This window comes from Nocardioides baekrokdamisoli, from assembly GCF_003945325.1.
In the GTDB taxonomy this organism is placed as follows: Bacteria; Actinomycetota; Actinomycetes; order Propionibacteriales; family Nocardioidaceae; genus Nocardioides; species Nocardioides baekrokdamisoli.
Genome location: NZ_AP019307.1, coordinates 1802844 through 1817562 on the forward strand (window position 1 = coordinate 1802844; position 14719 = coordinate 1817562).

Annotated in this window: 21 protein-coding genes; all 21 read left to right on the forward strand. The window is 67.0% G+C overall.

The window, feature by feature from the left end; all coding sequences use genetic code 11:
* The first annotated feature begins 73 nt into the window (after nt 1–73).
* The gene (locus KCTC_RS08760; RefSeq protein WP_125568655.1) at nt 74–844 is read left to right on the forward strand and encodes a DNA polymerase III subunit beta family protein; all 771 of its coding nucleotides are present in this window, start codon (nt 74–76) and stop codon (nt 842–844) included.
* Entirely contained in the window at nt 844–2346 is a 1503-nt protein-coding gene (locus KCTC_RS08765; RefSeq protein WP_125568657.1) for a ParB/RepB/Spo0J family partition protein, read from the forward strand. Before KCTC_RS08760 ends, KCTC_RS08765 begins: the two co-directional genes overlap by 1 nt.
* Nucleotides 2343–2687: a hypothetical protein gene (locus KCTC_RS08770; protein WP_125568659.1), complete on the forward strand. Its 345-nt coding sequence runs from the start codon at nt 2343–2345 to the stop codon at nt 2685–2687. Before KCTC_RS08765 ends, KCTC_RS08770 begins: the two co-directional genes overlap by 4 nt.
* Complete coding sequence (locus tag KCTC_RS08775) at nt 2684–2941, forward strand: DNA translocase FtsK (protein ID WP_125568662.1); 258 nt, start codon at nt 2684–2686, stop codon at nt 2939–2941. Before KCTC_RS08770 ends, KCTC_RS08775 begins: the two co-directional genes overlap by 4 nt.
* Nucleotides 2941–3219 carry a hypothetical protein gene (locus tag KCTC_RS08780; RefSeq protein ID WP_125568664.1) on the forward strand — a complete coding sequence of 93 codons (279 nt, stop codon included), beginning with the start codon at nt 2941–2943 and terminating at the stop codon, nt 3217–3219. The genes KCTC_RS08775 and KCTC_RS08780 overlap by 1 nt, the downstream gene beginning before the upstream one ends.
* Nucleotides 3216–3563, forward strand: a complete 348-nt coding sequence (locus KCTC_RS08785) for a hypothetical protein (protein WP_125568666.1) — start codon at nt 3216–3218, stop codon at nt 3561–3563. The genes KCTC_RS08780 and KCTC_RS08785 overlap by 4 nt, the downstream gene beginning before the upstream one ends.
* Nucleotides 3560–4420 (forward strand): helix-turn-helix domain-containing protein, encoded by an 861-nt coding sequence (locus tag KCTC_RS08790; protein WP_125568668.1) that lies wholly within the window; start codon nt 3560–3562, stop codon nt 4418–4420. Before KCTC_RS08785 ends, KCTC_RS08790 begins: the two co-directional genes overlap by 4 nt.
* A complete protein-coding gene (locus tag KCTC_RS08795; RefSeq protein WP_125568670.1) occupies nt 4417–5694 on the forward strand; it encodes a hypothetical protein in 1278 nt (425 codons plus the stop codon). The genes KCTC_RS08790 and KCTC_RS08795 overlap by 4 nt, the downstream gene beginning before the upstream one ends.
* The gene (locus KCTC_RS08800; RefSeq protein WP_125568672.1) at nt 5691–6776 is read left to right on the forward strand and encodes a ParB/RepB/Spo0J family partition protein; all 1086 of its coding nucleotides are present in this window, start codon (nt 5691–5693) and stop codon (nt 6774–6776) included. Before KCTC_RS08795 ends, KCTC_RS08800 begins: the two co-directional genes overlap by 4 nt.
* Nucleotides 6773–7132 (forward strand): hypothetical protein, encoded by a 360-nt coding sequence (locus KCTC_RS08805; RefSeq protein WP_125568675.1) that lies wholly within the window; start codon nt 6773–6775, stop codon nt 7130–7132. The genes KCTC_RS08800 and KCTC_RS08805 overlap by 4 nt, the downstream gene beginning before the upstream one ends.
* The gene (locus KCTC_RS08810) at nt 7129–7497 is read left to right on the forward strand and encodes a hypothetical protein (protein ID WP_125568677.1); all 369 of its coding nucleotides are present in this window, start codon (nt 7129–7131) and stop codon (nt 7495–7497) included. The genes KCTC_RS08805 and KCTC_RS08810 overlap by 4 nt, the downstream gene beginning before the upstream one ends.
* Nucleotides 7498–7799: 302 nt before the next feature.
* Nucleotides 7800–7952, forward strand: a complete 153-nt coding sequence (locus tag KCTC_RS14705) for a hypothetical protein (RefSeq protein WP_164512545.1) — start codon at nt 7800–7802, stop codon at nt 7950–7952.
* Nucleotides 7949–8167: a hypothetical protein gene (locus KCTC_RS08815; protein ID WP_125568679.1), complete on the forward strand. Its 219-nt coding sequence runs from the start codon at nt 7949–7951 to the stop codon at nt 8165–8167. Before KCTC_RS14705 ends, KCTC_RS08815 begins: the two co-directional genes overlap by 4 nt.
* Entirely contained in the window at nt 8167–8457 is a 291-nt protein-coding gene (locus tag KCTC_RS08820; RefSeq protein ID WP_125568681.1) for a hypothetical protein, read from the forward strand. Before KCTC_RS08815 ends, KCTC_RS08820 begins: the two co-directional genes overlap by 1 nt.
* A complete protein-coding gene (locus KCTC_RS08825) occupies nt 8454–8690 on the forward strand; it encodes a hypothetical protein (protein ID WP_125568683.1) in 237 nt (78 codons plus the stop codon). Before KCTC_RS08820 ends, KCTC_RS08825 begins: the two co-directional genes overlap by 4 nt.
* A 196-nt stretch (nt 8691–8886) precedes the next feature.
* Nucleotides 8887–9189: an HNH endonuclease gene (locus tag KCTC_RS08830; protein ID WP_125568685.1), complete on the forward strand. Its 303-nt coding sequence runs from the start codon at nt 8887–8889 to the stop codon at nt 9187–9189.
* A 147-nt stretch (nt 9190–9336) separates the two neighbouring features.
* Nucleotides 9337–9867 carry a hypothetical protein gene (locus KCTC_RS08835; protein ID WP_125568687.1) on the forward strand — a complete coding sequence of 177 codons (531 nt, stop codon included), beginning with the start codon at nt 9337–9339 and terminating at the stop codon, nt 9865–9867.
* A complete protein-coding gene (locus KCTC_RS08840; RefSeq protein ID WP_125568689.1) occupies nt 9848–11569 on the forward strand; it encodes a hypothetical protein in 1722 nt (573 codons plus the stop codon). The genes KCTC_RS08835 and KCTC_RS08840 overlap by 20 nt, the downstream gene beginning before the upstream one ends.
* 39 nt (nt 11570–11608) lie before the next feature.
* Entirely contained in the window at nt 11609–12982 is a 1374-nt protein-coding gene (locus KCTC_RS08845; RefSeq protein ID WP_125568691.1) for a phage portal protein family protein, read from the forward strand.
* Complete coding sequence (locus tag KCTC_RS08850; RefSeq protein WP_125568693.1) at nt 12979–14352, forward strand: head maturation protease, ClpP-related; 1374 nt, start codon at nt 12979–12981, stop codon at nt 14350–14352. Before KCTC_RS08845 ends, KCTC_RS08850 begins: the two co-directional genes overlap by 4 nt.
* Entirely contained in the window at nt 14345–14707 is a 363-nt protein-coding gene (locus KCTC_RS08855; RefSeq protein WP_125568695.1) for a capsid cement protein, read from the forward strand. The genes KCTC_RS08850 and KCTC_RS08855 overlap by 8 nt, the downstream gene beginning before the upstream one ends.
* The last annotated feature ends 12 nt before the right edge of the window (nt 14708–14719 follow it).

Below are 14719 nucleotides of genomic sequence, written 5' to 3' on the forward strand. Positions count from 1 at the left end.
AGTTCACTCCCACGGTCCGTGACCGATCCCTCAGCGGCAAGACGCGCCGCGTGGCCAGGAAGGCGGCTAGCTGATGAGCGACCGCGACAAGCAGATGCAGATCTCCATCACCGTGCGGCAGCTCCAGGAGCTCGTCGGACCGGTACTTCCCTGCGCGGGCGTCGACGAGATGCTGCCGGTGCTGACCGCGGTCGACGTGTGGACAGACGGCAAGTGGATCTTCGCGGCGACCACTGACAGATTCCGTGCCGCCCTGAAGCGTGTCGCCGCAGCCGAGGGCGCATCCTTCCCGGAGTTCCACGCCCTGATCCCGACACGGGTCCTCGAGTCGATCACCAAGCTCTTCCAGGGCCAGCGCGGCTCGGACCCGATGCTCACCCTCACGGTCCACAAGGACCAGCTGACGGTCGAAGCTGGCGGCGGACTTGTGGACCTGGGATCAGCAAAGGCCACCTACTGGCTGATGACGGCGGACAACTTCCCCGACGTCGTCTCCCTGATCGCCAAGGCGATCGCCGCCCAGGGCGACGACCTCGGTAGCCAGTCGGGGTTCAACTTCGAATACCTCGCCTCGTTCAAGAGCGCCACGGTGCGCCGGCACGAGCCGCTCCAGCTCAAGCTGACGTCCACCGCCAGTGGCAAGGCAGGGCCGGCGTTGATCCTTGGCGAGGACTTCGCCGGGATCCTCATGCCGCGCGTGTTCATCGGCGATGTCGCCGACGCTGCCTACGACGGGTCTGACTGGCTGCCATCGATCGAGCGACGCTCGGCGGCCATCAAGGCCTCCCATAAGGACCGGAACGCTGCCGCTCAGAAGAAGCTCCAGAAGGCAGGGGTCGCCTGATGGCCAAGACAGCCGCCGAGATCCCGGCAGAGACCAACATGGCGCAGCGGTCGGAGTACGACGCGAACGTCCTCTTGGGCCTGATCAAGCCTCACCCGAAGAACATCCGCCGCAAGGCCGTCGCTGACGACGAGCTGGTGGCCTCCATCGAATCGCAGGGACTCCTGCAGCCCCTGGTCGTCGTACCCCACGGCACCACCCAGGACGGCAAGCCATTCGGCGCGGCGGCACCTTCGCTCGCCAACCAGACGTACCTCCTGATCGCCGGACACCGACGCCTCGACGGACTCAAGAAGGCCGGCTTCACCCATGCGCCGGTGATCATCCGTCACGACCTCACGAACGAGGGCGACCAGATCGCCGCGATGCTCGTCGAGAACGGGCGCCGCACCGACCTCACCGCGCTCGAGGAAGCCGAAGGGTACGGCCAGCTGAAGTTCGACTACGGGTGGAAGCCTGGAGCGATCGCCAAGATGTCCGGCCACACCGCGGAGACCATCAACAAGCGACTCAAGCTCCTCAAGCTCGACGACGGCATCAAGACCAAGGTCGACAAGGGACAACTCAACCTCGAGGACGCCGCGGCGATCGCCGACCTCCCCGCTGCAGAGCAGGCCAGAGTCGCCCGCACCATCAACGGCGGCTACTCGAGCGTGAAGTTCGAACTCGCCCAGGCACGGGAACGGGTCAAGCTCGGCGCAGAGGCAGACAAGCTCGGCGCCGACCTGAAGGCCCAGGGCATCGAGCAGCGAAGGATGCCGGCGACCAAGAGCCGGTACAACCTCAACGACGCCGACGACGGCATGACGCCACTGGGTCAGACGTTCTCGGCCGAACCGTCCGATCACGACGGCTGTCTCGCGTTCATCGATGACAACAACGGGCACCGGCGCGAGATCGTCTATGTCTGCACCGATGTCGCCCGGCATGACGACCAGCTCGACGATGTGCGGCGAGCGAAGCGCCTCGAGGAAGAGCGCCTGCAGCGTGAGTACGACGCCCACCATGCGGCGCTCGAGATCGCACGCAACCTGCGACTCGACGCGGTCATCGACTCCATCAAGCCGGGCATCAAGATCGACCCAGCTCTCGCACGGATCGTGAAGGTCCTCGTGGGCTACCGACTGCGGCAACTCGACACCGCGGCGCTGACCTACTACTTCGACCGCGCTGGCCTCGCCGACGAGCAGCGTTGGAGCACCGGTGTGTGGAACCGGAAGAAGGTCGACGTCGAGCGCTTCGAAGCCCACCTGCAGGCGATCCTCGACGGCCCGGCCTACGGGATCCTCCGCACCCTGATCGAGATCGACCTGGTCCACCTCGAGACCTGGGCGGTCAACAGCGTGAACCACGACGCGAAGTCCACCGAAGCCTGGACTCACGCCAACGTCAACCAGGTCGCGGCCTACCTCGGAATGACCTTCGAAGCCGGCCACGAGCCAACGCCGATCGACGACGAGATCCTCGCCACGATCGCCGGCACCGAGGAGGCAGAGTCATGAGCGACGCAGCGCACTCGATCCTCTGGACAGCAGGGATCATCCTGTTCGTCATCCTCGCGATCTGGCTCGGCGACAACGTCAACGTGTCCCCGGGCGGCATCGTCCGTCAGCAGCCCAAGGAGCCGCGACCACTGCTCTGGTGCGACCCCGCGACCGGGAACGTCTACCAACGCGACGACGCCGGCACCTGGACACTCGCCGACGCCGGCGCCCGACGCTCCGCTGGTCGACCGGACCCGACCGGCCAGATGGCATCCCAGGCCGACGACGCCGCCACGTTCCCGTACCTCTGGGATGAAGCCCTCCCGTCGCTCGTCGCACGCGAGAGCGGTGCCGCATGACGGGCAACGACGCCACCCTGAGTGGCCCGCTCCTGCGTGCCGGCTGCGAACTCGTGGTGACCCACCAGCTCGCCTCAGCCACCTACCTGCACCGCAAGCTCGGGATCCCCTTCGATGGAGCGCTCGCCCTCATCGCTGAACTCGAGAGAGCCGGCGTCATAGAGCCCCACAACGGCATGGCCGCCTCCCGAGGGATCAGGTACAGGGCCGACCAACTCCGCGATGCTCTTGCGGCACTGGAAGGGGCGAACTGATGGGTGACCTCAACCTGCCGTTCGAGGCACACGACCCGACGCCATTCATGGATCAGGAGTATTTGCTCGCTGGTGGCGTCGTCGTCATGCCTGCGGTCGTGAGACCGCCAGGCATCGACCCACTGCCAGCACTGGTCTTCCGCTTCGCTCGAGCTGACGGCGAAGGCTTTTACACCGCGACCATGCTCGCGACGGCCGCCGACGACCTGAAACTCCTGACGCCATTGATCGCACAAGCCGTCGACAGCGCCGTGACCACGGCCCAGGCGGCACGATGAGCAGCCCAAGTCGCCGCCGGCAGCGCAAGGAGAAGGCGCGCCAGCTGCGGCGCATGGAGGCGCTGCTCAAGCAGTCCGGTGTCCGCCTCGAGCCGTGGCAGCGTTCGCGGCTCGAGGCCGCGATCGCGCAGGAGAAGCTCGAGGACGCGGTACAGGTCGACACGCGGTCACGCGTCGCAGAGATCGAGCGGTTCCGCCATCTTCAGCAGGTCATGGACGCCCTGATGGTCAACGGCCACGCCTTCGTGAGCACGCCGCGACGTGGCGGCCGCCAAGCACTCCAGAACCTTGTCGCCGCGGAACTCCGATCCCGAACCAACCGCTCCGAGGGAGAGAACCAATGAGCGGCCACCTGATCGGGTGCGTCAAGGGCCAGAACCTGGCACCCAGCCACAAGCTCGCGCTCCTGGCGTTCGCGGACTCAGCCGACGACCGCACTCACATCGGCTTCGCCGGCTACGAAGGCGTACAGGCCTGGACCGGGTGCTCCCGAGCACGCGCAGCGAAGCTGATCAAGGACCTCGTCGAATGGGGGCTCCTGAAGCGCCACAAGACCGCTAGGCCCGGCCAGCGAGCCGAATACGTCGTCTTCCCCGCCGGCTGCTGCGACGTCCACCGCACGCCCGCCGAGGAGCCGCCTCTCGACCTCGAGCACATCGCTCGCGCTGCTGGCGTCGACGTCGAACGGGTGCGCCAGATGTTCGACGCGATGGCGCGCGTACAACTCGACGCCGAAGACGGATATCCACAGGAAAACGGGTCTACAGGAATGGACACGTCGAGCGTGGACGCGTCTACAGGAATGGACCCATTTGGCGGCGCGTACACCGAAACAGCCGCTGAGGCTGTGGATAACCCGGGAATGGGTCCACAACGGGTCTCGGAGTCACGCTCAAATCGGAACGCCTTCACTTCTTCAAACAACAATTCCCCCCTTCCCCCGCCGGCAAGCCGGCAGGGGCGATGCCCGGCACATCCCAACGGCCGAGCCAACTGCCGGTTCTGTGGCACCACGCCACGCCAGATCGCCGCAGCAGCGAAGAAGGCAGCGGCCGACCAGGCCGCCGGCACCAAGGTCGCCAAGCAGCTCGAGAACCGCGTGGCCGCAACCGAGCGCAAGCGCAACGCCGCCGCCGTGAGCACCGGCATGGCCAAGGCGCTCCAGGAGCGGGCACGACTCGACCGTGAGGCCGGCCGATGAGCGGCAACGCCAAGCACCAGACCGCGATCGCTACCGCCGAGGACCGGACCATCGGCCTGCGGGCCGAGATCTCTGAGTGGATTCGACTGATCCTCGAGGCCACCAGCCACCTCGAGGCGCTCGTCGATACCAAGCAGGCGATCGCGATCGGCCACCAGAACGCCGACACCGCCGCCGCCAGGGCCAAGCAGGAAGCCACCGACCGGAAGGCCGCTAGGACACCCGTCAGTCAGCTCGCAGACGCCCGCCCGGGCCTCGACTGGCTCCGCGCCGTCCCGGGCCGCGCAGGGGCCAACACGAAGACGCCAGGCACGATGCCGGCACTCTCTGCGCTCGCCGAGATCTCCTTCACCCTCCAGCACAACGTCCGCCGCATCGGCCGCAAGCACCTCCTCGCAGTCCTCGAGGCTGAGCAGACCGCGATCGAGGACCACGAGTACTGCATCTGGCCACCACGACGCCTCGCCCTCACGGTCGACCACGACGCCGGCAGCTACCAGGTCACCCAGGTCCTCGCCGCCAACGACGTCGTCTGCGCCTGGCCACGCCGCTACTTCGTCCACTTCAAGCAGGGCGACGAGAACGGCATCCGCCACCTAGCGCAGCACCTCACCGCCCTGGCCGCCGTCCTGAACAACCGCCGCGAGCTCCACGCGATCGTCCGCGACCTCGAGCACCTCCACGACATGGCCACCACCGTCATCGACGGCGAACCCGCCAAGCAACCCGCACCACGCCCCACATGCCCCTGGTGCGGTCGCGACAGCCTCGTCCTGGTCAACCGCGACCCGAAGAAGCCGTGGCAGACCTACAAGGTCATCCGCTGCGAAGGAACCCACCCCTGCGAATGCCCAGGCGACCGCGACTGGTGCAGCTGCCACCGCAACGCCACCGCCAACCGTCACGAATGGGTCAACGCCGGCCGACACGGATCCGCCGGCGCCAGCTTCAGCCTGCTCAACGAACTACAGAACGACTACGAGGAGATCAGCCGCATGGAAACCGCCGCTCTCGACGCCGTCGACCGGATCAAGCAGCTGCACACACCCATCGACATCTACCCGTGGTCCAGCTACTGCCAATCGCCCCAGGAGCACGGCAACGCCTGGATCGAAGCCGAGGACGGCCCCGACGTCTGCACTGCGTGCGAGCCACGAGCCACGATCTGCGCCCATTGCCGCAACCACTACGCCGAGAACGACCTCGACTGGGGCACCTACCCCTGCCCGACCATCCGAACGCTTGAGCCACCAACCGAAGGAGAAGACCGATGACGACCACAGCCACCGATACGCCGAAGATCATCATCAACACCCCGCCTGGCACGCAGGCCGGGATTCTCGAGCGCGTACTGAACGCCCCGCACCCACGGATCGCGCTCCCCGAGATCGCTCACCACTTCGACATGTCGCTGGCCGACCTCCAGACGCTTCTGAACTACCGCGGCTACCCCAACCCCGGTGCCATGCGGAGCAGCGTCACAACCCTGCGCAGCCTGGCGAGCCCGTCGGCCCCACCGGACCGCGTGAACGCCATCATCGAAGCCAACGAGCAGACCACGCTGGTTCGTGTCGCTGTCGCTGACCTGCAGCCGGATCCCAGCAACCTTCGGGAGGACGTCCACGGCCGATCTCCCGACAGCAACGGCACCAACCGCATCGACGACATCGAGCAGCTCGCCGACTCCATTCGCGAGGTCGGTCTCCTGCAGCCCATCGTCGTCCGACGCACCGGATCCGGCCGATTGGTCGTCGTCGCCGGCCACCGGCGTCTTGCTGCCATCCAGCGCCTTCGCTGGACCGACGTCGACGTCATCGTCCGACCACCCATGCGCCCAGACGACGTCATCGCCGCCATGCTCATCGAGAACGGCCAACGCCGCGACCTCGACCCGATCGAGGAGGCCCGTGGAATCCGCCGCCTCAAGGCCGAACACCACATGACCGACATCGAGCTCGCACGCAAGATCGGACGTTCGCAGTCCTACGTCTCGGCGCGACTGGCGCTCCTGAACCTCACACCGCAGGAACAGGAAGGCATCCGCTCTGGAGAACTCACCCTCGGCGGCGCGACCAACCTCGGCCGACTGAACGCCGGCAAGGTCCGCCACGGATCCAAGGGCAACATCAGCATCGCCCACTACGGACCAACCCACGAGCTCGCAAGCCGAGCAACCGCGCGCTGCAAGCGCCTCGGTCACACCCACAAGCTCGCCGGCGGCGTCGCCTGCGGACCGTGCTGGGAATCCGTCATCCGTGCCGACGAGCGCGACCACCTCCAGGAGCTCAACGCCCACCGCACCGACTGTGTGACCTGTGGAGAGCCCATCGACCAGAATCACGCGGCCGAACTGTGACCGAGGAAGCAGCGCTCGCCACCGAGCAAGCACTGCTCATGAGCTACGAACTCACGATGCTGGACAGGGTAATTTCTGGCTCATCAACCCGCGAGCGACTTGCCCTCTATGACGCGGTGACCGCAATCGTCACCGCCCGCACCGCCGAGGCTCACGAGGCAGGCCGTCGCGACGAGGCCGAGAGCCGTGAGTGGCACAACAAGGTTGTCGCGCAGCGGGATGCTCTCTCGGGTCAAGTCGGACGGGTCGAGCGCCTCCTCAGGAGCGATGGCAACAGCGCCGCGCCCGGCTGGCATGCGGTGGTTCGGCACGCTCTGGCTGACCCACGCTCACGGGACGCCGAGGCGACGCCATGAGCATGTGGGCCGATGACGCTGAGGTGTGCGCCAACTGCGGACTCCGGGTCGAGAAGACGGGCGCATCACCCTCGGGATGGAGCCACTATCAAGGCGACGAGTCGTCGTGGATGGGACCGCGCTGCTTCCAACGCATGACATTCGCCGAGGGCAGCGGCAAGCGATGGACCGACCGCAACAAAGGGGACGCTGAGGTGTGCGCGAACTGCGGACGCCGGGTCGAGAAGACGGGTGCTTCGCCCTCGGGATGGAGCCACTATCAAGGCGTCGAGTCCTCGTGGATGGGACCGCGCTGCTTCCAACGCATGACATTCGCCAAGGGCAGCGGCAAGCGGTGGATCGACCGCAACTCTAGGGACGCTTAGATCGGCCCGATCCTCCGGGAAACTGATTGTGTTTACAAGTAGACACAGAGGGAATTGGCGTGTAAACTTGTAAACACAACAGAAGAAAGGAGGACCGCAAGATGAGCGAATCTCAGATCGCGTTGCTGATCGCAGCAGCCAGCGTCATCGTCCAAGCGGTCGGGGTCTGGCAAAGCCGGAACCCGAAACGCAAGCGGAAGAAACGCAGGCGGTAAGCCAAAGCCCCGGATCGACGGTAACGATCCGGGGCCACGGCCCCACCAGTGTCACACGGCCCTCCATAAACACGAAAGGATCAACCAATGTCCATCATCACCAACCGAGGCGTGCAGGTATCAGCGGCGGCCGGCGCCACCCTTGCGGCTACCTCGGTCGTCACACCGCTCCCGTGGGCGCTCTGGGCCGCCTGGACAGCCCTGTCGCTCATTGCAGTAGCGAAGTCCTTCCGCGGATGACGCACGACGAGATCGTCGCCGAGCTCGAAGCGGCCGGGCGCGAGCTCGAGGCTGCCGACACTGCACGAGCAGCGGCCTTGGCGCGCATGAAGGCCGCGATGCTCGAAGGTGACAAGGACCAGCTCGTCGACGTCAAGACGATGGCTGCGGCAGCCGGCGTCAGTCGGGTAACGACCTACCGGCTGCTCGGCCGGACCAAGGTTGGCGATCGCTGATGGGCTACCAGGTCATCAAGCAGCCAGACGGCAAGCTCGCGATCTTCTCGAGCGGCACCGACCGTTGGGCCGTCTATGACGGAACTCCTGAGGAGATCATCCAGTTCTTCGTCGACCGAGCTGCCCGCGATGCGAAGCGGTCGGCTGAGCAAGTTGTGGATGCGGTGATCGCCGACGAGCCGAGGAGCATCTACTTCCAGTTCGCGCTCACGTTCAAGGAAGCCGACGAGACCCACCGTAAGAGTGGCGGCGAGACTGTGCCGTTCGAATACCTCCAGCAGCATCCATGACGGGCAGCAGCCGACGCCTGACGGCGGCCGAGTTGAGTGAGGCCACTGGTGTGCCCATCAAGCGGATCGAGCGGTGGCGCGCTCAGGGCTGGATCGCATCGGCCGGGCAGATCCCGAGCCGCGGCCGTGGGGCGCTTGCCCATGTGTACGACCCGCACGCGGCTGACGTTGAGCGCGAGATCGCTCGCTACCGTGAGCGCGGAATGAAGGACGACACGCCGACCAAGGGTTGACATCCCGCCACGACGGTCCACCGTTTCGTACCATTTCGCCAGCGGGACAACTGTCTCCACACCAAGGCCGGGACGCATCAAGCGCCCGGCCTTCCTCGTTCTCCTGGCTGGCCCACGCAATCCTCCGGGTCGGTGGCTCGGCCACGTTGAGCAGGCGATGCGGCCAGCCAGGACGACCCGGCCCAACGGAGCGGCCATGACCACCACTTCGGATCCACGAGGCACGCGCGCCTGGCGCGCGCTCCGCGATCGCGTCGTCGCTGAGGAACCAGACTGCACGCTGCGCCTGCCAGGCTGCACCCGAGCCAGCCAGACCGGCGACCACATCAAGCCAGTCGAGACCCACCCGCACCTGGCGCTCGAGCGGACCAACGTCCGCGGCGCGTGCACCAGCTGCAACCGGCTGCGGGGAAGCATCCCCAACGAGTCTCTCGTCCTGGGCGACCCCACGACACACCGCGCACGAGCGCTTGACATCTTCAGGCCGCTCACTCCCTGATCGACGGCCGAAAAATCTAGGCCCCCGGCCTTGCAGAGACGGAGAGAGGTCTGGCCGTCGTTATCCCCCCGGAGCATCGACAAGTTGACCTGAGCGCGTACTGCACGCCGCCTTATCTGTCAACCAGCGACGCGCCGGGAGGTCTCGATGGCCAATTGCCTCCGTTGTCAGACCGTTATCCAGGGTCGAGCGAAGATCTGTCCCCCGTGCAAGGCGGGCACCGAGCCGCCGCTGGCGCAGGCTGAACCGGCCCCGACTCCCGAGGGCCTGCACCGCCGCGGTGCCGCTCTGTGGAAGTCCCTCGACCTCGAGGCTGGCACCCACCTCGGCGAGATCGGACTCGAAGCCTGTCGCGCGGCCGACCGACTCCAGGAACTCGACCGGATCATCGCCGGCAAGGGTGTGCTCAATCTCCTGACGTTCCGACTCCACCCCGACTGGTGGGATCACAACGGCGACCAGCACGTCAGCGTCACGGTCGGCTTCCAGTCCGTCCTGCAGGAAGCACGGATGCAGCAGATCGCCTTCAAGGAGCTCCTGAAGGACATCCGAGTCGCCAAGGCCGCCGCCGCGGCCAACACCCCGGCTGCTCCTGCGCCTGCCGCCCAGGCCGCACCATCGACAGGACTGGATCAGCTCGCGGAGAGACGCGCAGCTCGTGAGCAAACGACCAGCTGAACCGGACCTCCGCCGGCTCCAGGGCATCCCTCGAGTCAAGTGGTGCCAGACCACCGGGGCGAGCAACTACGAGGACGCCGACGATGCCGTCTTTCTGGCCGGTCAGTACGGGCTCATCCCAGATCCCTGGCAGGTCGACATCCTCCGCCAGTGGCTGGCACGCCGCGGCCGCGGGAACGCGCGCTGGGTGCACCGGTCCTGCGGGCTCGCCGTGCCCCGCCAGAATGGCAAGAACGGCGCTGTCGAGGTCCTCGAGCTCTACTGCCTCATCGTCCTGGGCGAGTGGATCCTCCACACCGCTCACGAGCTCAAGACCAGTCGGAAGGCCTTCAAGCGGCTCAAGCACTTCTTCGGCGAGAAGCGCGATGACCCCAACGCCAAGTTCCCCGAGCTCAACGCGCTCGTTGCTGACGTCCGCAACGTCAACGGCCAAGAAGCCATCATCCTCAAGGACCTGTGGCGAGTCGATGGCGCACTTGTCCGATCCATCGGGCGTCCGCTCGGGACCACCGTCGAGCACGTCGCTCGCGGCGGCCTCATCGAGTTCGCTACCCGAACCGGCGGCGGCGCGCGAGGCACCACCTACGACCGGCTGATCATCGACGAAGGTCAACACCTCGCAGAGGAAGACCTCGCCGCCGTTCGGCCGGTTATCTCGTCGGGCGCCCTGGGCAACAGCCAGATCGTCTACCTCGGGACGCCTCCCGACCCCGACAAGTTGGGCGACGGCTTCGGCGCCGCCTTCTCACGAATCCGTTCCAACGCAGGCAACGACAAGGGTCTGTGCTGGATCGAATACGGGGCGCCCGACGGACCAAGACCCGACCTCGAAGATCTCGTCCTCCTCTACGCCTGCAACCCGTCACTCGACATTCGACACGGCAACGGCGACCACGGCCTGGACTGGGAAACCGTCGAAGGCGAACGCCTCGAGCTCAACCCGGACGCATATGCGCGCGAGCGCTACGGATGGTGGGGGAACCCCGAAGCAAAGAGCCACCGGGGAGTGATCGACATGGACCAGTGGCGTTCGCTCCGAGTCGCCGGCGACACGCTCCCCGCGCGCGGCCTCATCGTCGTCGACGTCGACCCACACCTCGAGTGGACCAGCGTCGCGATCGCCACTGACGGTCCCAACGGTCGACCACTTGGCCTCGTTGATCGCCACGAAGGGCAGGGCTGGGTCGTCAAGCGCGTCAAGCAGCTGTACGACGACCTGGGCAAGAAGAACGTCCTCGAGGTAGCGCTCACGCCCACAGCCAAGATGTTCTCCGCTCCGCTGACCGCCGCCGGCATCGACCACAAGCAGCTCACGGCCGGCGACGTCGGCGCGGCCTGTATGGCCACCCAGAAGATGATCAAAGACGGCGAGCTCGCGCACGTTGCCCAGCCCGAGCTCGACGACGCAGCTCGATCGGCGATCACGAAGCTCACCAGCGAAACCCAGCAATGGGAACGCCGCGGCAACAAGACCGACATCAGCGCGCTGGTCGCCTTCTCGGTAGCGATCCATCGATGGGCGCTCACCGTCGCCGTGAAGCCCCGGACGGTGCCGGCGCCACGCACCAAGAGCAGCGCCGGGACAACAGCAAGAACGAAGCGTCCGGCCGAAGCCGCCAACCCCCTCGAGCAGAGCCCCAGCAGCCCTGCGCGGCCGCGCAGGGCCACAGGCGGGTTCGACCCCCGCTCGTCCGGCTTCTAGGCCGCGTTGCGGGCCCACAGAGACCCAGAGGGAGGCGTAGTGGCCACCAAGAAGAAGGCTGCCCCGAAGGCCGCAACCTCAGCGGTCCGCGAGATGGGCTACACCGTCTCCACCCCCGGCCCGTTCTGGGCGATGCTGCAGACCGAGAAGACTCCCGAGCTGCGCTGGCCTCAGTCGCTGCAGGTCTTCGAGGACATGCTGGCTCAGGACGGCCAGGTCGACGCAACACTGAAGTCGATCACGACCCCGATCCTCCGGGCCGGCTGGCGTCTGGACGGTGCCGGGTGCCGTCCAGAGGTTGTCGCCCACGTCGCCAAGGACCTCGGCCTTCCCGTGGTCGGCCAGGACACCGACGTGCCGGCGACTCGCACCCGCGGCCGGTTCTCCTGGACCGAGCACCTGCAGATCGCCGTCCAGGATCACCTGCAGTTCGGTCACGCTGTCTTCGAGCAGCTGTACTACCTCGACCCCAACGACAACCTGCTGCACCTCCGCAAACTGGGCTTCCGTCCGCAGCGATCCATCTTCGCCTGGGACATCGCCTCCGACGGCGGTCTCGTGTCCATCACGCAGTACGCCCGGGGCTTCCTCGCGCCGGCGTTCGGTGAGTGGGCCGGCGGCGGCGCAGTGGGCGCGACGCTGCCGGTGAGCCGACTCGTCGTGTACGTCAACGAGAAGCGCGGCGGGAACTGGATTGGCCGCTCCGTCCTCCGGTCGTGCTACAAGAACTGGCTCCTCAAGGACCGGCTCCTGCGAATCCACGCACAGTCCGCCGACCGCAACGGAATGGGCATCCCGGTCTACACCGCCGCCACCGATGGCGACACCGAGATCGAGGCCGGCCTGGAGATCGCCAGCAACATCCGCGCAGGCGACAACTCGGGCGTCTCGATCCCTAAGGACGCCGAGCTCGAGCTCATGGGTGTCACCGGGCAACTGATCGACCCGCTGAACGGCGTGAAGTACCACGACGAGCAGATCAGCCGCTCGATGCTGGCGAACGTCCTCAACCTCGGGCAAGCGAAGGCCACCGGATCCTGGGCGCTCGGGACGACCCTTATGGACATCCTGTCGCTCGCGATCGAGGCCATCGCCGAGAACGTCCGGGACACCGCGACGAAGCACATCATCGAAGACCTCGTGGACGTCAACTACGGCCCCGAGGAACCCGCACCGCGGCTCGTGTTTGACGAGATCGGATCCAAGAACGAGCAGGTAATCGCGGCAATCGCCTCCCTCGTTGAGGCCGGCGTGCTTCAGCCCGACGAAACCCTCGAGACCTTCATCCGCACCACCATCGGTCTTCCCTCCCGCGGCGGCAAGATCCTGCCCCCGCCAGCCACGGGCGCACCCAAGCCGCCACCCCAGATCTCTGTCGAGAACGACACCAGTGACCCCCAGGAGGACTCGTGACTCGTCGAGTGAACACCGCCGCACCGATTGAGCTTTCGGCCGCGCTGCCCGCAGCGGGCAGGCTCGCGATCGGCCGTGAGGCGCAGGCCTCCGCGGTCCCGAAGGTGTCGGTCGACGGCACCAAGGCCACGATCCGCATCTACGGGTCGATCGTGTCGTACTCCAGCTGGTGGGGCTCGGCGTCGGTGTGCGCGAACGACGTCGCCCAGGCGCTCGACGAACTCGACCCGGCCGTCACCGAGATCCAGGTCCGACTCAACAGTCCGGGCGGCGCCGCCTTCGAGGGCGTCGCCATCCTGAACCTCCTGCGCGCCCACCCCGCCAAGATCACCGCAGTCGTCGACGGCCTCGCAGCCTCGGCCGCGTCGGTGATCGCCGTGGGCTGTGACGAAACGATCATGTCGCCCGGCTCCGCACTGATGGTCCACAACCCGTCCGGCGGCGCCTGGGGCGAGGTCTCCGACCTCCAGAAGGTCATCAACCAGCTCAACTCGCTCACCGGCAACATGGCCGCCCTGTACGCCGAAGCCACCGGCTCCGGAACCGCCGATGACTGGGCCGCCGTCATGGACGCAGAGACCTGGTACACGGCCACCGAGGCCGTCGAGGCCGGCCTCGCGGACTCCACCCAAGTCGTGCCCGACGCCGGCAAGACAATCACCGCCGGCGGCACCGACGACGAGTCTGAGATCGAGGTCGACTTCGAGGACGACGAGCTGATGTCGGCGCTCTTCGCACGCTTCGGCTACCGCTACGCCGGCCGCGACGCCGCCCCGGCACCCACCCAGATCGCCGCCGCGGCGCTGGCCCACATTCCCCCGACCGCGTCCGCGGACGGGCACACCAAAACCGCACAGAAGGAGACCGCGATGGCATTGCCGGAGCTGATCACCAACGCGCGGCAGGAGCTCGGCCTTGCCGAGACCGCGGACGAGGCCACCGTTGTGGCGGCTCTCTCCGAGGCTCTTGGCATCCAGCCGGCCGCCCCTGTCGCAACCGCCACGGCGGCGATCCCGGAGGGCATGTCCCTCATCGAGACCGACGTCCTCACCGAGCTGCGCACCGGCGCCGAAGACGGCCGCGCAGCCCGCGCCCAGCAGATCGCGTCCCACCGCGACAGCCTGATCACCGCGGCCATCGCCGCAGGCAAGATCTCGCCGGCCCGCAAGGACCATTGGATCAAGCAGTTCGCGGCCGACGCGGAAGGTGCCGAGCAGGTGCTCGCGCAGCTCGAGCCCGGCCTGATCCCGGTCGACGAGCGTGGCCACGCCGGCGACGTCGACTCGTCCTCTACGCCGCAAGTCAGCGCCGACGCCCTCGACGCCCTCGGCGCGACGTTCGGCCTCCAGAAGGGAGCCCTCAATGGCTGAGTACCTGCCCAAGACCGATGACGCGATCGCGTGGAAGGTTCTTGCGACCGCAGCGATCACCGGCGGCCTCATGGTCGACAACAACGGTGCGATCGCCGGTGCCAACTCCGCGATCTGGCTTGGCATCGCCGGCCACGACGCGAACATCGGCGACACCGTGACCACCTTCCTCGACGACATTCAGCGGCCGATCGCGGCCGCTGGCGGTGTCGCCAAGAACGACCGCCTCAAGTGCGCTGCCGGCGGAACGCTCACCACCTGGGTCTCCGGCACCGACGCCGCCGACCTCCTCGTGGGCTTCGCCCTCGAGGCAGGCGCCGCAGGCGCCAAGTTCGCCGCGAAGTTCATCCGCTGAAAGGGGTCTGAA